Origin of the sequence: Pseudomonas khorasanensis (assembly GCF_014268505.2) — a bacterium.
GTDB lineage: Bacteria > Pseudomonadota > Gammaproteobacteria > Pseudomonadales > Pseudomonadaceae > Aquipseudomonas > Aquipseudomonas khorasanensis.
This window is the reverse complement of record NZ_JABWQP020000005.1, coordinates 198,206-216,733: the sequence shown is the minus strand read 5'-3', so window position 1 is coordinate 216,733 and position 18,528 is coordinate 198,206. Positions and strand designations below refer to the sequence as shown.

Here is an 18,528-nt window from a genome sequence, read left to right as displayed (position 1 = left end):
TCGTTTAGCCGAGACTTGCAGGTACAAAAAACCCCGGACTTCCGGGGTTTTTTTCAAGCGTCACGCGAGGCGTTATTGCTTAGCCCTTGTAGGCGGCAACCGACTTGGTGATCGCTTCGCGGGCGGCGTCTGCACCGGCCCAGCCTTCGATCTTGACCCACTTGCCTTTTTCGAGATCCTTGTAGTTCGCGAAAAAGTGCTCGATCTGCTGGATCAGCAGGGGCGGCAGATCGGTGTATTCCTTCACGTCGACGTACAGCTGGGACAGCTTGTCGTGTGGCACTGCGATGACTTTGGCATCGCCGCCGCCGTCGTCGGTCATGTTCAGGATGCCGACCGGACGGGCGCGGATGACCGAACCTGGCGCTACCGGGTAAGGGGTCACGACCAGCACGTCGAGGGGGTCGCCGTCGTCAGCCAGGGTGTTCGGGATGTAACCGTAGTTGGCCGGGTAGAACATTGGGGTGGCCATGAAACGGTCAACGAACAGGCAATCGCTGTCTTTGTCGATTTCGTATTTGATCGGCGCGTGGTTGGCCGGGATCTCGATCGCGACGTAGATGTCGTTCGGCAGGTCTTTGCCAGCCGGAATCTTGCTGTAGCTCATTGGGCGTTGCCCCCGTAGTTGACCAAAAACACTTGGCCGGATTGACCAAAAAGTGGCGTCGATTATAGGCATATTCTGCCGCGTACGCCATGTGCCGAAAGTCTTGCAGAACTCAGTCCTGCGCCTGATAGACCGGGTCTGTGGCCTGAAGTTGCCGCAACCGGCCCAACGGATCCTGACGGTAGAACAGCTGCAACTGCGCATAGACCCGCGGATAAGCTTCGTGAAGCAGATCCGGAGCGCTGAAGAAGTATTCGCTGGTGACGGCGAAGAACTCGGCCGGGTTCTCGGCGGCGTAGGGATCGATGGCGGTTTCGGCGTCCGGATCGTGGTCGAGCTGGCGGTTGAGATCGTCGTACGCCGCTTGCATCACCTCGGCCCATTCGCCAACGCGCATGTCGGCATGCAGCGGCGGCAGGCCATTGGCGTCGCCATTGAGCATGTCGAGCTTGTGCGCCAACTCGTGAATCACCAGGTTGTAGCCTTCCCAGCCACCGCTGGCCCGCACACCGGGCCAGGCCAGAATCACCGGGCCCTGTTGCCAGGCTTCGCCGCTGTGCTCGCCGTCCCATTCGTGTTCGACGCCGCTGGCATCGCGGTAGCGCTGCGGGCTGAGGAAGTCGTCGGGATACAACACGATTTCGTGAAAGCCCTGGTACCAGTTCAAATCACCGAGATTGAGCAGCGGCAACTGGGCCTGGGCGGCGAGCAGCAGGCGCTGTTCCTGATGCAGTTCGACGCCGGGCAGGGCGGTCAGGCGTTTGTCTTCGAGAAACAGCACGCAGGCCTCGCGCAACCACTGGTCTTCAGTGGCACTGATGCCGTCGAGGAAAGAAAGCTGATCGCGCACCCGTTGCCACAGTTCGTCGGCAATCGGGTGCTTCGCGAGGATGCGCCGGCGACGCCAGGCGCTCAGTGACCACATCGGGTCAGTGCGATTGCACTTTGGTGCTGCCGAAACGGCTGCGCACCACACCGATGATCATCGGCACCAGCGACAGCAGAATGATTGCCACCACCAGCAGCGACAGGTTTTTCTTGATGAACGGCACGTTGCCGAAGAAGTAACCCAAGGTCACCAGCCCGCCCACCCAAAGAATGGTGCCGAGCACGCTGAAGCCGAAGAAGCGCGGATAAGGCATGCGCGCCACGCCGGCCACGAACGGCGCGAAGGTACGGATGATCGGCAGGAAGCGCGCCAGGGTCACGGTCTTGCCGCCGTGCTTGTCATAGAAATCGTGGGTTTTTTGCAGGTAGTCGCGACGGAAGATTTTCGAGTTGGGATTGCTGAACAGTTTTTCCCCGGCCGTTCGTCCGATCACGTAGTTGGTGCTGTCGCCCATGATCGCCGCCAGCATCAGCAGACCGCCGAGCAGTACCGGATCCATGCCACCACCCGCCGCCACGGCACCGGCGATGAACAGCAACGAGTCGCCCGGCAGGAACGGCATCACCACCAAACCGGTTTCACAGAAGATCACCAGAAACAGGATGGCGTAGATCCATGGCCCATAGTTGTTCACCAGCAAATCGAGATACACATCGAGATGCAGGATAAGGTCGAGCGGGTTGAAATCCATGGGGGCACCTGTATGACGGCCGGACTCGGCGGGCCTGTGCGGATGACTTCGTGTAAGCCTACAGCGGAATGTAGTTTTTCTTACAAGCCGGAAAGATCGGGATTATACGGTCTGAGTGATGAAAGGCGCGCCGGTTTTGTAGCGGGGAATGTCGGGGTGTGAGCAATTGTCAGGGTGCATTCGCAGCGAAGGAGCTTTTTGTGGTGAGGGAGCTTGCTCCCGCTGAGTGCGCAGCGCTCCCTTACACCTGCCGCTGTAAATCTGAGGAATCGAGTTGCCTGGATAGGGCTGCTTCGCGGCCCAGCGGGAGCAAGCGCCCTCGCCACAAGCGCGCCCCTATCCAGAAGAGATCAGAGCTCGTCGCTGATCGGCAACACGTAGTTCTTGAACTCGGTGTCTTCCTTGAATCCGATCGATTCGTAGGTTTTCTGCGCAACTTCGTTGTCGGCGCTGGTGGAGACGCGCATGCGCACGGCCTGGGTTTCCTTGGCCATTTTCTTTGCGGTGCGGATCAGGTTGTCGGCGACGAGTTGGCGGCGGGCGTCCTCGGCGACATAGATGTCGTTGAGGATCCACACGCGTTTGAGCGACAGGGAAGAAAAGCTCGGATAGAGCTGGCAGAAGCCCATCAGCTTCTTGTCGTCGTCATCGGCCAGGGCCAGATAGATCACCGATTCCTTGCGGCGCAGGCGTTTTTCAAGAAACGCGCGGGAAGAATCCGGGTAGGGCAGGGAGCCGTAGAACTCGCGATATTTCACAAACAACGGAGTCAACAAATCCAGATGTTCGAGGGTCGCTTGAATAATCCGCATGATAGGTCTCGTCTTCAAGTGGCTGTCTTCAACTGCTCTGACGGCAAGGTGAAACCCTGGCGGCCGTGCGTCGATCCTGCCTGAAACCAGCGCAGAAAGGCAATGCGGAAACGGTTCAGGCTGAGGGCGGATCAAGCAGGAAATTTCGTTTCATGTCTGCGCCTGCCTCCGACTCGAGTGTGTGAAGTTGTGCTTCGTCCTTCAAATTGACGCCCGACAACTGCCGTCGACAGGCTTCGCGCATCAGGTACAGCAAGCGATGCGCCGCCATGCCGTAGCTCAAACCCTCCAGCCGTACGTTGGAAATGCAGTTGCGATACGCATCGGTCAACCCAACCTTCGGCGCGTAGGTGAAATACAGGCCCAGGCTGTCCGGCGAGCTGAGGCCCGGGCGCTCGCCGATCAGCATGACCACCATTTTTGCGCCGAGCAATTGGCCGATTTCGTCGCCAATGGCGACTCGGCCCTGTTCGACCAGCACCACTGGCGCCACCGACCAACCGTCGCCGCTCATCTGTTCTTGCAGACGCGTGAGAAACGGCAGCGTGTGGCGATGCACCGCCAGCGCGGACAATCCATCGGCGACAACGATCGCCAGATCGACTCCTCCCGGATGGGCCGCCGCGTAATCGCGCAAGGCTTGCGCCGATTCATCGCTGAGTTTGCGCCCCAGATCCGGGCGTTGCAGGTAGCTGTTGCGATCCGGCGCGGCGCTGTGCAAAAGCAGACTTTCGTTTCCGCCCTCACTGAGCTGCGTGCCGAGCGTTGCATGATCAAAAGGCAAATGCACTGCATCGCGGGCCTGCGCATGGGCAAACTGGAAATCCAGCTGGGCGCGGGTCGGCAGGCTGGTGCCGGTGCGGCCCAGGGCGATTCGCGCCGGCGTCAGGCGGCGCAACTCGAGCCAGGGGTTTTGCGGGTCGACGGGTGGTTTTTCCATATGACTCATCCCAGGTGCGCCAGCGCGTGGCGGAAGGCCGGCGGCAGGTTGTTACCGAAGCGGACCTTGCCGTCCGCCTGGGTGAAGATGCCCATGTTGGCCAGCCATTGTTCGAACTCCGGGGCCGGTTTCAGGCCCAGGGTCTGGCGAGCGTAGAGGGCGTCGTGGAACGAGGTGGTCTGGTAGTTGAGCATGATGTCGTCAGAGCCCGGGATGCCCATGATGAAGTTGATCCCGGCGACGCCCAGCAGAGTCAGCAGGGTGTCCATGTCGTCCTGATCAGCTTCGGCGTGGTTGGTGTAACAGATGTCGCAGCCCATCGGCACGCCGAGCAATTTGCCGCAGAAGTGATCCTCGAGGCCGGCGCGGATGATCTGTTTGCCGTTGTAGAGGTATTCGGGGCCGATAAATCCTACGACGGTGTTCACCAAAAACGGCTTGAAATGTCGCGCCACGGCGTAGGCTCTTGTCTCGCAAGTCTGTTGATCGACCCCGTGGTGGGCATTGGCTGACAGCGCGCTGCCCTGACCGGTCTCGAAATACATCAGGTTTTGCCCGAGCGTGCCGCGATTCAGGCTCAACCCGGCGTCGTAACCTTCCTGCAGCACATTAAGGTTGATGCCGAAACTGGCATTGGCCGCCTCGGTGCCGGCAATCGACTGGAACACCAGATCCAGTGGCACGCCACGGTTGATCGCCTCGATGGACGTGGTGACGTGGGTCAGTACGCAGGCCTGTGTCGGAATGTCGTAGCGCTGGATGATCGCGTCGAGCATCTCCAGCATTGCGCAGATCGAGGCGATGCTGTCGGTGGCCGGGTTGATCCCGATCATCGCGTCACCGTTGCCGTACAGCAGGCCGTCGAGAATGCTTGCGGCGATCCCGGACGGTTCATCTGTCGGGTGGTTCGGTTGCAGGCGGGTCGACAGGCGACCGCGTAGACCCAACGTGCCGCGAAATTTCGTCACCACGCGTATCTTCTGCGCCACCAGCACCAGGTCCTGCACGCGCATGATCTTTGATACGGCGGCGACCATTTCCGGGGTCAGGCCGGGGGCGAGTGCGCGCAGGCTGGTTTCATCGGCGGCATCGCTGAGCAGCCAGTCGCGCAAACCACCGACGGTGAGGTGGCTGACAACTGCGAAGGCTTGTTGGTCGTGGGTGTCGATGATCAGCCGGGTGACTTCATCGGCTTCGTAGGGGATCAGCGCTTCCTGAAGGAAATGCGTGAGCGGGATGTCAGCCAGCGCCATTTGCGCGGCCACCCGTTCGCCATCGTTCAGTGCGGCGATCTCGGCGAGAAAATCCCCCGAGCGTGCCGGACTGGCCTTGGCCATGACATCTTTGAGGCTGTCGAAGCGGTAGGTCTGCGCGCCGACCGTATGAGCAAAACTGGCCATTCAGCGTTCTCCGTGACGGCGCAGAGCCAGTCTGCGCCGTGGTTTTCGGCAAAATCAGTGCAGGGCTTCTTCAGCTTTCTGAATCGCCGCGAATTCCTCTTCCGGCGTGCCCGCTACCAAGTGATGCCGACTGTAGAAAGCAAAGTAAGCAATTAACACTCCATAGATGATGGCGGCGCCGATGACCACCCGTGGATCGACGAGGAAGCCCGCCACCACGGCGATGCAGGCCAGCACCAGCGCCACGCCCGAGGTGAAAATGCCACCCGGCGTGCGATACGGCCGGTCCATTTTGGGGCGGCGGATGCGCAAGGTGATGTGCGCGGCCATCATCAGCACATAGGAAATGGTAGCGCCGAAGACGGCCACCAGAATCAGCAAGTCGCCTTGGCCGGTCAATGACAGACCGAAACCGATGATGCCCGGAATCACCAGTGCCAGCACCGGAGCCTTGCTTTTATTGGTTTCGGACAATTTGCGTGGCAGGTAACCGGCGCGGGACAGGGCGAAAATCTGCCGCGAATAGGCGTAGATGATCGAGAAGAAACTGGCGATCAGCCCGGCCAGCCCGACGAGGTTGACGAAGCTGCCCATCCAGGTCGAACCGCCATAGGCTTTGCTCAGCGCTTCAACCAGCGGGTTGCCGGAGGTCAGCAACGAGTTCGCGCCCGCGCCTCCGGGGCCGACAATCAGAATCAGCAGCGCAAACATCAGCAGCACCAGCATCGCGCCGATCAGACCGCGTGGCAGGTCGCGCTTGGGATTCTTGGTTTCTTCGGCGGCCAGCGGCACGCCCTCGACCGCGAGGAAAAACCAGATCGCATAGGGAATCGCCGCCCACACGCCGACGTAACCGAACGGCAGAAACGGGCTGGCGCCGACAGCGGCGGTGACTGGAATGTCGAGCAAGTTGGCGACGTCAAAGTGCGGCACCATCGCAACCAGAAACACGCCGAGCGCCAGGGCGGCAACGGCGGTGATCACGAACATCAGCTTGAGCGCTTCGCCGACCCCGAAAATGTGGATGGCGATGAAGATGATGTAGAACGCCAGATAGATCATCCAGCCGCCGATGCCGAACAGGGACTGGCAATAAGCGCCGATGAACACCGCAATCGCGGCGGGGGCGATGGCGTACTCGATAAGGATTGCCGTGCCGGTGAGAAAACCGCCCCACGGCCCGAATGCGCTGCGGGCAAAACCGTAACCACCGCCTGCGGTGGGAATCATCGAGGACAGTTCCGCCAGCGAGAAACACATGCACAGGTACATGGTGGCCATCAGTAGCGTCGCGAGGAACATCCCGCCCCATCCGCCCTGAGCCAGACCGAAGTTCCAGCCGGCGTAGTCGCCGGAAATCACATAAGCGACGCCGAGCCCCACCAGCAGGACCCAGCCGGCGGCGCCTTTTTTCAGTTCGCGTTGTTGGAAATAGTCGGAGCCGACCTTTTCGAAGTCGACGGAGGAGCCGGTCGCCGGAGCGCCAGCCGGGGATTCGCTTGGCATAGGGTTCACCTTTCTTATTGTTTTATAGGCCCGGCGACAGCCAGGCCATTGGGTTGAATGGCACAACGCTTTCGCGAGCAGGCTCGCTCCCACAGGGAATTGCGTACGAACATGAATCACCTGTGGGAGCGAGCCTGCTCGCGAAGACAATCCAGAGGGCGAAGCAGGAACACCTGCCTCACCCCGTCTGGATCAGAAGAACCCCAGCGGATTGATGTCGTAGCTCACCAGCAGGTTTTTGGTCTGCTGATAGTGATCGAGCATCATCTTGTGGGTTTCGCGCCCCACGCCGGACTTCTTGTAACCACCGAACGCGGCATGCGCCGGGTACAGGTGGTAGCAGTTGGTCCACACGCGACCGGCCTTGATCGCCCGGCCCATGCGGTAGGCGCGGTTGATGTCGCGGGTCCACAGACCGGCGCCGAGGCCGAACTCGGTGTCGTTGGCGATGGCCAGGGCTTCGGCTTCATCCTTGAACGTGGTGATGCTCACCACCGGGCCGAAGATTTCTTCCTGGAACACACGCATTTTGTTGGTGCCCTTGAGCAGGGTCGGCTGGATGTAATACCCGGTCGCCAGGCTGCCCTCGAGTTTTTCCACCTTGCCACCGGTCAACAGCTCGGCGCCTTCGCCCTTGGCGATTTCCAGGTAGGACAGGATCTTGTCAAATTGCTGCTCCGACGCCTGAGCGCCGACCATGGTGTCGGTGTCCAGCGGATCGCCACGCTTGATCTGGCTGACCTTCTTCATCACTGCCTGCATGAATTCGTCGTAGATCGATTCCTGCACCAGCGCGCGGGAAGGGCAGGTGCACACTTCGCCCTGGTTGAAGAACGCCAGCACCAGGCCCTCGGCGGCTTTTTCGATGAAGCTCGGCTCGGCCTGCATGATGTCTTCGAAGAAGATGTTCGGCGACTTGCCGCCCAGCTCTACCGTGGACGGAATGATGTTTTCCGCCGCGCATTTCATGATGTGCGAGCCGACGGGCGTCGAGCCGGTGAACGCGATTTTGGCGATGCGCTTGCTGGTCGCCAAGGCTTCGCCGGCTTCTTTGCCAAAGCCTTGCACGACGTTAAGCACGCCCGGTGGCAGCAGGTCGCCGATCAGCTCCATCAGCACGCAAATGCCCAGCGGCGTCTGCTCGGCAGGCTTGAGCACCACGCAGTTACCAGCGGCCAGCGCTGGCGCGAGTTTCCACGCGGCCATCAGCAGCGGGAAGTTCCACGGGATGATCTGCCCGACCACGCCCAACGGCTCATGAATGTGATAGGCCACGGTGTTGCCATCGATCTCTGCGGCGCTGCCTTCCTGGGCACGCAGGCAACCGGCGAAATAGCGGAAGTGGTCAGCGGCCAGCGGGATGTCGGCGTTGAGGGTTTCGCGGATGGCTTTGCCGTTGTCCCAGGTTTCGGTGATCGCCAGCAGTTCGAGATTCTCTTCGATGCGATCGGCGATTTTCAGCAGAATCAAAGAACGCGCCTGCACTGAGGTGGAGCCCCAGGCATCAGCGGCGGCGTGGGCGGCGTCCAGTGCCTTGTCGATGTCTTCGGCGGTGGAGCGCGGGAATTCGGCGATGGGCTGGCCATTCACTGGCGAGGTATTGGTGAAGTACTGACCTTTGACAGGCGCGACGAACTCGCCGCCGATGTAGTTACCGTACTTGCTCTTGAACGAGACCTTGGCGCCTTCAGTACCGGGGTGAGCGTAACGCATGATGATGTTCTCCTTGGCTTTGTACTTATTAGAGAAACGCGCAAGTGCGCTTGCTATAAGCGTAGAGCAAGGGCCGGGCCACTGCCGTGCAGGTCAGGTAAATCAAGGGATTGGCAGGCTCTCGTCGGACGAATGGATTGGCGCTGTGACGGTTTCGGTACAGCTTGAGTGACAATTTGTACCGCTTCCGGCACAGCGTGTGACCGACCGGTCTTGCCAGCATTGCAATGACTCGGTGGCTGGAGGATGCTGGGCGCAAAATCGCACTGTCACCGACGATGAACTTTGGCGAGCGCTTCGCACTCGAGCGGGAGCAAGCTCCCTCGCCACAAGGTGGTGCCTACCCCGAAAGCCGGGGTATGGCTTTCGGGGAGAACAATAAGAAATGCACGACAACCATTTGAGTCGCCATGCCCGCCAGGTACTCACCGTCACCCAGGGCAAACCGCACTTGCACGGCCCCGGTGCCGATCCGTCGATTGCCCGCTCCTGGCTGCGTTGTCTTGAGGACTATCACCTTGACCCGGCCCTGAGCGTAGCGCCCACGGTGCTTGAGCAGGGGCGCGTGCTTGAAAGCCGCGAGCGTCTGCAACAGGTGCTACAGATTGCCGGCACTGAGATGAGCAGCCTGCATCAGCAACTGTCCGGCGCCGGCCACGCCGTGCTGCTGACCGATGCGCGCGGGGTGATCCTCAACTGCGTCACTGCACCCGCCGAGCGCAAAATTTTCGAGCGCGCCGGGCTTTGGCTCGGCGCGGACTGGAGCGAGGCCTGCGAAGGCACCAACGGCATCGGCACTTGCCTGGTCGAGCGTCAGGCGCTGACCATCCATCAGGACGAACACTTTCGCGGCCGTCACACCGGGCTGACCTGCTCGGCGAGCCCGGTGTTCGACCCGCACGGCGAACTGCTGGCGGTGCTCGACGTGTCTTCGGCACGCCCGGACGTCTCGCGTCAGAGCCAGTTTCACACCATGGCGCTGGTCAATCTGTCGGCGAAGATGATCGAGAGTTGCTACTTTCTGCGCTGCTTCGACAACCAATGGTTGCTGCGTTTTCATTTGCAGGCCGAGTCCGTCGGCTTGTTCAGCGAGGGACTTCTGGCCTTCGACGGTGAGGGGCGGATCAGCGCGGCCAACCAGAGTGCGCTGAATCTGCTGGGGCATATTCGCGGTGGCTTGCTCGGCAAACCGGTCGAGGCGTTTTTCGATCTTTCGCTGGATGACTTGCTTGGCCGCGCGAGTGCCAACGCCAGCGCCAGTTGGCCGCTGCGCACCCGTGATGGACGGCTTTTATTTGCGATGTTGCGGGGCGAGTCACGCAAGCCGACGCCGGTTATCCCTACGCCAGTGGCGGCGCCTGCTCCGCACCTGTCTGGCATTTGCCTGGGTGACGAAGCGTTGCAGATGGAATTTCGCAAGTCCTTGCGCGTATTCGAGCGCGACGTGCCGCTGCTGATCAACGGCGAAACCGGATCCGGAAAAGAAGCCTTTGCCAAAGCCGTGCATCAGGCCAGCCAGCGTGCGAGCAAAGCCTTTGTTGCCCTCAACTGCGCGGCCATTCCGGAAAGCCTGATCGAGAGCGAACTCTTCGGCTATCGCGGCGGCAGCTTCACTGGCGCGCGCAAGGACGGCATGCGCGGCAAGTTGCAACAGGCCGATGGCGGCACCTTGTTCCTGGACGAAATCGGCGACATGCCACTGGCCTTGCAGACCCGTTTATTGCGCGTGCTCGAAGACCGCCAGGTCGTGCCGATCGGCGGCGAGCCGGAAGCGGTCAACGTGCGGATCATCAGCGCGACGCACCGCAATCTGCTGGAACGGGTCGCGCAGGGCAGCTTTCGCGAGGATCTCTATTACCGCTTGAACGGACTCGAAGTCGCCTTGCCGCCCTTGCGCGAGCGCAGTGACAAATCGCAGTTGCTGGATTTTTTGCTCGCCGAAGAAGCAGGTGGCGAGACAATCCTGATCGACGAGCCGGCGCGTGAGGCATTGCTGGCTTTCGACTGGCCGGGGAATGTGCGGCAGTTGCGCAATGTGCTACGCACGCTCGCAGCGTTGTGCGATGGCGGACGCATCGGAGTGGAGAATTTGCCGGTGATGATTCGGCAGGGGCGGCCGGCGGTTGTGGCGCAAGAGTCTTGCGCACAGCCACTGGACGATGCCGAAAGGCTGGCGCTGCTCAATGCACTGGAACAGGCACGCTGGCACATGACGCACACGGCTGAGCAACTGGGTGTCAGCCGCAATACGCTGTATAGAAAACTGCGCAAACATGGCATCGCCCGCTCTGCCTGATTTCCACAAGGTGCAGGCAGACAAAGCTAAAGAGTGCGATTTCCCCCTCCCTACGCTAACCTGCGGCCATGTTTTACGAGGTCGACTATGCACATTCATATTCTGGGTATCTGCGGGACTTTCATGGGCTCGATGGCAGTGCTGGCCAAAGAGCTGGGCCATCACGTCACTGGCTCCGACGCCAATGTCTATCCGCCGATGAGCACGCAACTTGAAGCCCAAGGGATTCAACTGACGCAGGGCTATGACCCGGCACAGCTCGATCCGGCACCGGATCTGGTGGTGATCGGCAACGCCATGTCCCGTGGCAACCCGGCCGTGGAATACGTGCTGAACAAAGGCCTGCCTTACGTTTCCGGCCCGCAATGGCTGGCCGACCATGTCCTGCAAGGGCGTTGGGTGCTGGCGGTGGCCGGCACGCACGGTAAAACCACCACCAGCAGCATGCTCGCCTGGATTCTGGAACATGCCGGCATGAGCCCGGGTTTCCTGATCGGCGGTGTGCCGCAGAATTTTTCGGTGTCGGCACGCTTGGGCGGCACGCCGTTCTTCGTGATCGAGGCGGATGAATACGACAGCGCCTTCTTCGACAAGCGTTCGAAATTCGTCCACTACCGCCCGCGCACCGCGATCCTCAATAACCTTGAGTTCGACCATGCGGACATCTTTGCGGACCTGCCGGCGATCGAGCGGCAATTCCACCACTTGGTGCGCACCATCCCGAGTGAAGGCCTGGTCATCCATCCGACCACCGAACCCGCACTGCAGCGCGTCATCGAAATGGGGTGCTGGACTCCGGTGCAAACCACCGGCGCCGGCGGTCAGTGGCAGGTCAAGTTGCTCAGTGAAGACGGCTCGGCTTTTGAAGTGATGTTCGAAGGCGTATCGCAGGGCACCGTCGAGTGGGAATTGACCGGTCAGCACAACGTCGCCAATGCCTTGGCTGCGCTGGCGGCGGCGCGTCATGTCGGTGTCGTGCCGTCGATGGGCATTGCCGGTCTGAGCGCGTTCAAAAACGTCAAACGCCGGATGGAGAAAGTCGCCGAAATACGCGGCATCACCATTTATGACGACTTCGCCCACCACCCGACCGCGATCGCCACCACTCTCGACGGTTTGCGCAAACGTATCGGCGATGCGCCACTGATCGCGATCATCGAGCCGCGCTCAAATTCGATGAAGCTCGGCGCGCACCGTGACGGTTTGCCGGACAGCGTGGTCGATGCCGATCAGGTGATCTGGTACGCGCCTGCCAATCTCGGCTGGGACTTGGGCGCAACCGCTGCGTTGTGCACCGTGCCGTCGATTGTCAGCGACTCGCTGGAAGGCATCATCGAGCGCGTGAAGAGCCAGGCGCAGCCCGGCACTCACGTGGTGATCATGAGCAACGGCGGCTTCGGCGGCCTGCATGGCAAACTCGCCGAGGCCCTGCAATGAACAACGGCCCCGAACGCATCACCCTGGCGATGACCGGCGCGTCCGGCGCGCAGTATGGCTTGCGCCTGCTCGACTGCCTGGTGCGCGAAGATCGCGAAGTGCACTTTCTGATCTCCAAGGCTGCGCAACTGGTGATGGCCACCGAAACCGACGTCACGCTGCCGCCCAAGCCGCAGACGATGCAGGCGTTCCTCACCGAATATACCGGAGCTGCCGCCGGGCAGATTCGTGTGTACGGCAAGGAAGACTGGATGTCGCCGGTGGCTTCGGGCTCCGGCGCGCCGGCGGCGATGGTGGTGGTGCCTTGCTCCACCGGCACGCTGTCGGCGATTGCCACCGGTGCCTGCAACAACCTGATCGAGCGCGCGGCGGATGTGACCCTCAAAGAGCGGCGCCAGTTGATTCTGGTGCCGCGCGAGGCGCCGTATTCGAGCATTCATCTGGAGCACATGCTCAAGCTGTCGAACATGGGCGTGACCATCCTGCCGGCCTCGCCGGGTTTCTATCACCAGCCACAGACCATCGACGATCTGATCGATTTCGTTGTGGCGCGGATTCTCAACCTGCTGGGCATTCCTCAGGACATGTTGCCGCGTTGGGGTGAGCATCATTTGAGCAGCGATGAATAAGCTGCTGGTCATTGTGCTGGCCCTGCAATTGGGCGGGTGCGCCACCGCGCGTACGCTGGATGCGGCGAAGCCGGGCGCACCGGTGGTCTATTCCGGGACGCGGCTGGATCTGTACGCGTTGAATGGCGGGTGCTGTGCAATGGACCGGTTCGGTGCCGAGGCGCCGAGCTATCCCGGTGTGGACCTGCCGGCCAGTGCGTTGCTCGATACGTTGTTGCTGCCGTTGTCGTTGCTCACGGTCATCGGCGTAGGTTTCCAGGCAACCGGCGGGTTGTAGTGAGCAACATAGCACCTGTGGCGAGGGAGCTTGCTCCCGCTCGGCTGCGCAGCAGTCGCAACTGCTGCGTAGGCGATTCACCTGAAAAAAACTGGTTGAATGGCTTCTGGACTGCTTCGCAGCCCAGCGGGAGCAAGCTCCCTCGCCACAGTTATTTGCCGAGCTTGCGCAGGTCGTCCGATTCGATCACCCGAACCCCATCCTGTTCCTCCAGCGCCAAGCGCCACATCGCGCGCGCCAATTGGCAGGCTTCGATGCCCCGGTATTTTCCCGGAATAAGCTTCGATAACGGTCCGGCCAATTGCTCGGCCAGGCGCGGCTCGGTGCGCTCGCCCAGCAACAGCGATGGCCGGCAAATGGTCAGTTGCGGCCAGTCCTGGGCGCGCAGGGCCTGTTCCATTTCGCCTTTGACCCGGTTGTAGAACACCGACGATTTCGGATCGGCGCCAATCGCGCTGATCACGATCAGGTGCCGTGCGCCCATCTCGCGCGCGCGTTTGGCAAATGCCACGACCATGTCCAGATCCACCGCCCGAAAGGCTTCTTCGGAGCCGGCCTGCTTGATCGTGGTGCCGAGGCAGCAATAAGCGATATCGACCCGGCCGCTGAGCTGAGGCAGAAAGGCCTGCGGATCACCGACCGGGTTTTCCAGATGCGGATGCTCGGCCAGCGGCCGACGGGAAGGGGCAAGGACACGGGTAATCGTTGGCTCGTTGAGCAAACGGTCGAGTAGGTGTTCACCGGTTAACCCGGTGGCTCCGGCAAGCAATACGTGCTGAGGCGTCAAGTACATAGTGTCTCTCCCTTGATACTGTCCAGCTTAGTTGCTCTTTGACGCGCCGTCGTTCAACGCAGCGCTTTGCAATGCTTTTCGCGCTTGCTGTTTACGCAGCAATTGCCAGTGCGACAGCACGGTTTTCGGCGCCCAGATCTGTGGTTCCGAGGCTTCGAAGCCGTCTGCCAGTTCACGTTCGGCAACCGTGGCTTTGGCCAGTTTGAAGGCTTGCTCAAGGTCGTCGGTCTGGTTCAGCGCCTGCGCGAAGAGCGCGTCGCCGAAGTAGGTGAAGTTGGCTTCTTCCGAACACCCGAACGACACCCGGTCCGCACGCGAGGCGGTCATGACCAGCGTGCGTTCGTCTTTCAGGGCCGGGATGAATCCGCCGGAATAGCACGAGGAAATCACGATGATCTTGTCGCGATGCTTCAGCGGCGCGAGCACGGCGGCGAGCTCGTCGGCCGGCAGGTCGGCCAGTTCCATGCGTGGCTGATCGAGCACCAGTTCGTGTTCGGCGGTGCCGTGGCTGGTGAGGTAAATGAACAACAGGTCTTCCGGGCCGCTGCGTTCGGCGAGGGCTTGGGCGGCGCGGCGCAGGTTTTCGCGGGTGGCCATCGGCCGGTCGCCGAGGTGGTCGCGGTGGTTGACCAGACGAATCTGGCCGAAGGCGCCGAAGCGCGTGTTGAGCATGTTGGCGACGTAGTCGGACTCGCGCAGGAATACGCTCTGCTTGCCATCGCCACCGAGGGTCAGTGTATACAGCTCGACGGCCGGGGTTGAGGCGGGGATCGCCGCCAACGCGTCGTCGAGCAACCGGCCCTGAGCGAGCAAACCGAGCTCCAGTGTGTCAGGCAGTAACTTGCCGTCGGCGTCGCGCACACGCTGGCCGTTGATCCAGGTGCCGCTGAGCACGCTGCCATCGGTCAGCACCAGGGTGCCGCGCCCGGAATAGCTGTCGTTGTCGAAGCCGCCAATGTAAAAGCTGCCATCTGAGAGGTTCAAACGGCCCTGACCGGTGAACCGCCAATCATTGAATACACCGATGTAATGGCTGCCGTCGGCGCCGATCAGCTCGCCCTTGCCGGTCAGCGCGCCTTCCTTGAACTGGCCAAGCCAGACGTCGCCGTCAGCGTTTTCGTAGCGGCCCTTGCCGTGCAATTGATTGTTCTTGAAGCCGCCGACGTAGATATCGCCGTCAGCGCTGTTGTAGGTGCCGTTGCCTTCCAGTTGACCGTTCACGAAATGGCCGCTGAACGTATTGCCGCTGGCATCGCCGCGCTGTCCTTCGCCATTGGGTTTGCCGTGGGCGAACTGGCCCTGATAGGAACTGCCGTCGTCCATCTCAAGACGGCCAAGCCCTGCGTACTGGTCAGCCTTGAACTCGCCGCGATAGGTCATGCCGTTTTCTTTCAGCGTGCCTTCGCCGTCGCGCCGGCCTTGTTTGAAACCGCCGGTGTAACTGCTGGCGCTGGTGGTCAGGCTGCCCTGGCCGTCAAACAAGCCTTGCTGGAACTGCCCGCGATAGACCTCGCCGTTGCTGCCGTGCCATTCGCCTTGCCCATGCCACTGCCCCTTGTCGAACTGCCCGGCGTACCAGCTGCCGTTGGGGTAGTCGACCCGCCCGTGGCCTTGCAGCAAGCCATCGACCAATTCACCGCGATAGCGTCCGCCGTCCGGCAGGCGCGCATCCGGCGGCAACAGCGATTCGCCGTCGCCGCAAGCGGTGAGCATCAGGGTCAGGACAAATGGTGCAAGTCGAGCGATTGAGCGCATAGCGGGATCCGGGCAATTAGCCGACCGAGTATGCCGCAGCTATGCGTCGCATATATAGAGACTTGACGCGAAACAGCGTGCGCTGCTTCGCATCCGGAACGATCAGACGAAACAGAGCGACAAAGGCTCGGCGATATAGGCCGGTTTGTCCGAGCCCTCTATCTCAAGCGTTGCGGTCGCCTTGAGCAACCACTGGCCGGGTTTTTTCTCGGTCACTTCGACCATGTCGACCTTAAGGCGGACCTTCGAATCGACCTTCACCGGCTGGATGAAACGCACGCTGTCCAGGCCATAATTGACGACCATCTTCACGCCTTCCGGCAAAACCAGGATGTCTTCCATCAGTTTCGGCATCAGCGACAACGACAGAAAACCATGGGCAATGGTGCTGCCAAAAGGCGTTTGCGCGGCTTTGACCGGATCGACATGGATGAACTGAAAATCGCCGGTGGCTTCGGCGAACAGGTTGATGCGCGCCTGATCGATGGTGAGCCAATCGGAACGTCCGAGTTCCTTGCCGACATAATCTTTGAGCTCTGCAACGGGAACATAGGGCATTGAGACTCTCCTTGGGTTCATCTGTTTTATAGTTTTTCAGGGGGCGGATTTGACCGGCCTGCGAACCACTGTAGATCATCATGGCGATTTGCTCAGGTCAACCGACCATGCTTTTGGCGAATGCCGGTCCATAGCGCCGGCATGCTTATAATGCGGGCGACTTGCGGGTTGAAAAGTAAGACGGAGATGTCAGATGTTGTTACGTGGCCTGACCATGCTGGTGCTGTTTCAGTTGCTCGGCACGGCGCTCAATCACCTGTTGCTGCCGATATTGCCGGGGCCGATCATCGGTCTGCTGCTGTTGCTGGTTTTCCTGATTGTTCGCGGTGAAGTCGGCGAGCCTTTGAACCAGGCGGCGAGTAGTCTGCTGCGTTATCTGCCGTTGCTGCTGGTGCCACCCGCGGTGGGGGTGATGGTTTACGCGACGGCCATCGCCGCCGATTTCTGGGCGATTGTCGGCGCGCTGGTGGTGTCGCTGATCCTGTCGATGGCCTTTGCCGGCGTGCTGATGCAGCGTCTGGTCAAGCGTCACGCGCCGCCGGCGGAGGAGTCCTGATGCTCTTCGACTGGCAAGGCGCGTGGGCGTCGGTGATTCACCATCCGCTGTTCGGCATCGGCATTACCCTGGGCGCGTATCAACTGGTGCTGGCGGCGTTCGAGAAAACCCGCTGGATCTTTCTGCAACCGGTGCTGGTCTCCATGTTGCTGGTGATCGGCGTGCTCGTCGGCTGCGGCCTGACGTATGCGGAATACCGCAAGAGCACCGAGATCCTCAGCATTCTGCTGGGGCCGGCAACGGTGGCGCTGGCGGTGCCGTTGTATCTGAATCTGCGACGTATTCGCCAATTGTTCTGGCCGATATTTACTACGCTGGTGATAGGCGGGGTGGTGGCGACGGGCATGGGCGTAGCGCTGGGCTGGTGGTTCGGCGCCGATCACATGATTCTGATGACCATGGCGCCGAAGTCGGTGACCTCGCCGATCGCCATGCTGGTCGCTGAGCAGATTGGCGGTGTGGCTGCACTGGCGGCCGTGTTTGTGCTGATCACCGGCGTTATCGGCGCGATCTTCGGCCCGGCATTGCTGACCCGTCTAGGAGTGCACGGCCCCGAGGCGCGCGGCATGGCGTTGGGCATGACCGCTCACGCGGTCGGCACAGCGGTGGCGATGCAGGAAAACGATGAGTGCGGCGCTTTCGCCGCGCTGGCGATGAGTCTGATGGGTGTGGCCACGGCGGTGTTCCTGCCGTTGGCGGTGTCGATGGTGGTGTAAGGAATGTCTATGAGTCTGCCGCTTTTCCCGCTCAATACGGTGCTGTTTCCTGGCTGCAATCTCGATTTGCAGATCTTCGAGGCGCGCTACCTCGACATGATTGGCCGCTGCATGAAACAGGGCGTCGGCTTCGGGGTGGTGTGCATTCTTGAAGGCAGCGAAGTCGGCGTCGCGCCAGAAGGTTTCGCCATGGTCGGTTGCGAAGCGCGAATCACCGATTTTCAGCAGCAGGACAACGGCCTGCTCGGCATTCGCGTCCAGGGCGGGCGCCGCTTCACTGTGTTGCGCACCGAAGTGCAACGCGATCAGTTGATTCTGGCCGACGTCGAGTGGCTCGACGACGAGCCCGAACAACCGTTGCAGGACGAAGATGCGGATTTGGTGGCGCTGCTCAAGGCGCTGGCCGAACACCCGATGGTCGAAGCGCTCGACATGGGCACCGAGGCTGCGGGGCAACAGTCGTTGGCCAATCAACTGGCCTACCTCTTGCCCTTCGCTGAAGAAGACAAGATCGACCTGCTGCAACTCGATGATCCGCAACAACGCCTGGATGCGATTCAGGCGTTGCTGGATGAACTGCAGGGCGAACTGTTTGCCTAGTTGCACCCTGAATTAACTTGGCGTGCTTGCCAGCATTGTTTTGGTTTGGTCGTTGTCTTATTTTCAAGTTGTTCGCAAGGTGCGGATGGATTGAATAAAAACAAGGATGAATCATGACTGTATATGAAGACGAGTGGGCGTTTTGGGATGATATCGCCGGGAAGTATATTTTGAAACATTCCGGGGTGGATCATAATATCAGTAATGTAATAGAGGCTGCTTCAGTCTATGCGGACCGGATGGTGATAGCCCGGCGTAAAAGAAAATTTGAAAAGGTGCCTGACGGAGAAGTTTTCCGCAAATCGGCTAAAGCCACGACTGTGTTAGCCACGGCCGCCGTTTGATCTCTTCCC

General features: G+C 60.8%; 19 protein-coding genes. 8 read left to right on the top strand and 11 right to left on the bottom strand.

Annotated features, from left to right (window positions below):
* Positions 1-79 precede the first annotated feature (79 nt).
* The 8 genes from ppa to exaC form a co-directional block, all read right to left on the bottom strand.
* The gene (ppa, locus tag HU727_RS14230; RefSeq protein WP_003205933.1) at positions 80-607 is read right to left on the bottom strand and encodes an inorganic diphosphatase; all 528 of its coding nucleotides are present in this window, start codon (positions 605-607) and stop codon (positions 80-82) included.
* Positions 608-719: 112 nt separating this feature from the next.
* A complete protein-coding gene (locus tag HU727_RS14225; protein ID WP_186532344.1) occupies positions 720-1,532 on the bottom strand; it encodes a M90 family metallopeptidase in 813 nt (270 codons plus the stop codon).
* 4 nt (positions 1,533-1,536) lie between these two features.
* Positions 1,537-2,187 carry a DedA family protein gene (locus tag HU727_RS14220; RefSeq protein ID WP_186532345.1) on the bottom strand — a complete coding sequence of 217 codons (651 nt, stop codon included), beginning with the start codon at positions 2,185-2,187 and terminating at the stop codon, positions 1,537-1,539.
* A 350-nt stretch (positions 2,188-2,537) separates the two neighbouring features.
* On the bottom strand, positions 2,538-2,999 hold the full coding sequence (locus HU727_RS14215; RefSeq protein ID WP_007958617.1) for a GNAT family N-acetyltransferase: 462 nt from the start codon (positions 2,997-2,999) through the stop codon (positions 2,538-2,540).
* Positions 3,000-3,114: 115 nt separating this feature from the next.
* On the bottom strand, positions 3,115-3,948 hold the full coding sequence (gene eutC / locus HU727_RS14210; RefSeq protein WP_437180412.1) for an ethanolamine ammonia-lyase subunit EutC: 834 nt from the start codon (positions 3,946-3,948) through the stop codon (positions 3,115-3,117).
* Positions 3,945-5,339 carry an ethanolamine ammonia-lyase subunit EutB gene (locus HU727_RS14205; RefSeq protein WP_186532347.1) on the bottom strand — a complete coding sequence of 465 codons (1,395 nt, stop codon included), beginning with the start codon at positions 5,337-5,339 and terminating at the stop codon, positions 3,945-3,947. The genes eutC and HU727_RS14205 overlap by 4 nt, the downstream gene beginning before the upstream one ends.
* Before the next feature lie 54 nt (positions 5,340-5,393).
* A complete protein-coding gene (eat, locus tag HU727_RS14200) occupies positions 5,394-6,845 on the bottom strand; it encodes an ethanolamine permease (protein ID WP_186532348.1) in 1,452 nt (483 codons plus the stop codon).
* Positions 6,846-7,037: 192 nt separating this feature from the next.
* The gene (gene exaC / locus HU727_RS14195; protein ID WP_186532349.1) at positions 7,038-8,558 is read right to left on the bottom strand and encodes an acetaldehyde dehydrogenase ExaC; all 1,521 of its coding nucleotides are present in this window, start codon (positions 8,556-8,558) and stop codon (positions 7,038-7,040) included.
* A 385-nt stretch (positions 8,559-8,943) separates the two neighbouring features.
* Between exaC and HU727_RS14190 the strand changes: the two genes are divergently transcribed.
* The 4 genes from HU727_RS14190 (at position 8,944) to HU727_RS14175 (ending at position 13,197) form a co-directional block, all read left to right on the top strand.
* On the top strand, positions 8,944-10,854 hold the full coding sequence (locus tag HU727_RS14190; RefSeq protein WP_186532350.1) for a sigma-54-dependent Fis family transcriptional regulator: 1,911 nt from the start codon (positions 8,944-8,946) through the stop codon (positions 10,852-10,854).
* Positions 10,855-10,941: 87 nt separating this feature from the next.
* Positions 10,942-12,291, top strand: a complete 1,350-nt coding sequence (gene mpl, locus HU727_RS14185; protein WP_186532351.1) for a UDP-N-acetylmuramate:L-alanyl-gamma-D-glutamyl-meso-diaminopimelate ligase — start codon at positions 10,942-10,944, stop codon at positions 12,289-12,291.
* Positions 12,288-12,920, top strand: coding sequence for a flavin prenyltransferase UbiX (gene ubiX, locus HU727_RS14180; RefSeq protein ID WP_186532352.1), 633 nt, complete (start codon positions 12,288-12,290; stop codon positions 12,918-12,920). Before mpl ends, ubiX begins: the two co-directional genes overlap by 4 nt.
* Positions 12,913-13,197 (top strand): YceK/YidQ family lipoprotein, encoded by a 285-nt coding sequence (locus tag HU727_RS14175; protein ID WP_186532353.1) that lies wholly within the window; start codon positions 12,913-12,915, stop codon positions 13,195-13,197. The genes ubiX and HU727_RS14175 overlap by 8 nt, the downstream gene beginning before the upstream one ends.
* A 151-nt stretch (positions 13,198-13,348) precedes the next feature.
* Here the strand turns inward: HU727_RS14175 and HU727_RS14170 are convergent, their stop codons facing one another.
* From HU727_RS14170 to HU727_RS14160, 3 genes are all read right to left on the bottom strand, one after another.
* Positions 13,349-13,990, bottom strand: a complete 642-nt coding sequence (locus HU727_RS14170) for an oxidoreductase (protein ID WP_186532354.1) — start codon at positions 13,988-13,990, stop codon at positions 13,349-13,351.
* 27 nt (positions 13,991-14,017) lie between these two features.
* Positions 14,018-15,745: a C13 family peptidase gene (locus HU727_RS14165; RefSeq protein ID WP_186532355.1), complete on the bottom strand. Its 1,728-nt coding sequence runs from the start codon at positions 15,743-15,745 to the stop codon at positions 14,018-14,020.
* Positions 15,746-15,847: 102 nt separating this feature from the next.
* Complete coding sequence (locus HU727_RS14160) at positions 15,848-16,303, bottom strand: MaoC family dehydratase (RefSeq protein WP_186532356.1); 456 nt, start codon at positions 16,301-16,303, stop codon at positions 15,848-15,850.
* Between the two features lie 193 nt (positions 16,304-16,496).
* Here HU727_RS14160 and HU727_RS14155 point away from each other — a divergent pair, with 193 nt between their 5' ends.
* The 4 genes from HU727_RS14155 (at position 16,497) to HU727_RS14140 (ending at position 18,519) form a co-directional block, all read left to right on the top strand.
* The gene (locus tag HU727_RS14155) at positions 16,497-16,859 is read left to right on the top strand and encodes a CidA/LrgA family protein (protein WP_186532357.1); all 363 of its coding nucleotides are present in this window, start codon (positions 16,497-16,499) and stop codon (positions 16,857-16,859) included.
* Positions 16,859-17,575: an LrgB family protein gene (locus HU727_RS14150; RefSeq protein WP_186532358.1), complete on the top strand. Its 717-nt coding sequence runs from the start codon at positions 16,859-16,861 to the stop codon at positions 17,573-17,575. The genes HU727_RS14155 and HU727_RS14150 overlap by 1 nt, the downstream gene beginning before the upstream one ends.
* A gap of 9 nt (positions 17,576-17,584) precedes the next feature.
* A complete protein-coding gene (locus HU727_RS14145; RefSeq protein ID WP_186532359.1) occupies positions 17,585-18,175 on the top strand; it encodes an LON peptidase substrate-binding domain-containing protein in 591 nt (196 codons plus the stop codon).
* A 113-nt stretch (positions 18,176-18,288) separates the two neighbouring features.
* Positions 18,289-18,519 (top strand): hypothetical protein, encoded by a 231-nt coding sequence (locus tag HU727_RS14140; RefSeq protein ID WP_186532518.1) that lies wholly within the window; start codon positions 18,289-18,291, stop codon positions 18,517-18,519.
* The last annotated feature ends 9 nt before the right edge of the window (positions 18,520-18,528 follow it).

Excerpts from the sequence above, each read along its gene's own strand:
- ppa (WP_003205933.1), bottom strand. The coding sequence starts at position 607 with ATGAGCTACAGCAAGATTCCGGCTGGCAAAGACCTGCCGAACGACATC.
- HU727_RS14225 (WP_186532344.1), bottom strand. The coding sequence starts at position 1,532 with ATGTGGTCACTGAGCGCCTGGCGTCGCCGGCGCATCCTCGCGAAGCAC.
- HU727_RS14220 (WP_186532345.1), bottom strand. The coding sequence starts at position 2,187 with ATGGATTTCAACCCGCTCGACCTTATCCTGCATCTCGATGTGTATCTC.
- HU727_RS14215 (WP_007958617.1), bottom strand. The coding sequence starts at position 2,999 with ATGCGGATTATTCAAGCGACCCTCGAACATCTGGATTTGTTGACTCCG.
- eutC (WP_437180412.1), bottom strand. The coding sequence starts at position 3,948 with ATGAGTCATATGGAAAAACCACCCGTCGACCCGCAAAACCCCTGGCTC.
- HU727_RS14205 (WP_186532347.1), bottom strand. The coding sequence starts at position 5,339 with ATGGCCAGTTTTGCTCATACGGTCGGCGCGCAGACCTACCGCTTCGAC.
- eat (WP_186532348.1), bottom strand. The coding sequence starts at position 6,845 with ATGCCAAGCGAATCCCCGGCTGGCGCTCCGGCGACCGGCTCCTCCGTC.
- exaC (WP_186532349.1), bottom strand. The coding sequence starts at position 8,558 with ATGCGTTACGCTCACCCCGGTACTGAAGGCGCCAAGGTCTCGTTCAAG.
- HU727_RS14190 (WP_186532350.1), top strand. The coding sequence starts at position 8,944 with ATGCACGACAACCATTTGAGTCGCCATGCCCGCCAGGTACTCACCGTC.
- mpl (WP_186532351.1), top strand. The coding sequence starts at position 10,942 with ATGCACATTCATATTCTGGGTATCTGCGGGACTTTCATGGGCTCGATG.
- ubiX (WP_186532352.1), top strand. The coding sequence starts at position 12,288 with ATGAACAACGGCCCCGAACGCATCACCCTGGCGATGACCGGCGCGTCC.
- HU727_RS14175 (WP_186532353.1), top strand. The coding sequence starts at position 12,913 with ATGAATAAGCTGCTGGTCATTGTGCTGGCCCTGCAATTGGGCGGGTGC.
- HU727_RS14170 (WP_186532354.1), bottom strand. The coding sequence starts at position 13,990 with ATGTACTTGACGCCTCAGCACGTATTGCTTGCCGGAGCCACCGGGTTA.
- HU727_RS14165 (WP_186532355.1), bottom strand. The coding sequence starts at position 15,745 with ATGCGCTCAATCGCTCGACTTGCACCATTTGTCCTGACCCTGATGCTC.
- HU727_RS14160 (WP_186532356.1), bottom strand. The coding sequence starts at position 16,303 with ATGCCCTATGTTCCCGTTGCAGAGCTCAAAGATTATGTCGGCAAGGAA.
- HU727_RS14155 (WP_186532357.1), top strand. The coding sequence starts at position 16,497 with ATGTTGTTACGTGGCCTGACCATGCTGGTGCTGTTTCAGTTGCTCGGC.
- HU727_RS14150 (WP_186532358.1), top strand. The coding sequence starts at position 16,859 with ATGCTCTTCGACTGGCAAGGCGCGTGGGCGTCGGTGATTCACCATCCG.
- HU727_RS14145 (WP_186532359.1), top strand. The coding sequence starts at position 17,585 with ATGAGTCTGCCGCTTTTCCCGCTCAATACGGTGCTGTTTCCTGGCTGC.
- HU727_RS14140 (WP_186532518.1), top strand. The coding sequence starts at position 18,289 with ATGACTGTATATGAAGACGAGTGGGCGTTTTGGGATGATATCGCCGGG.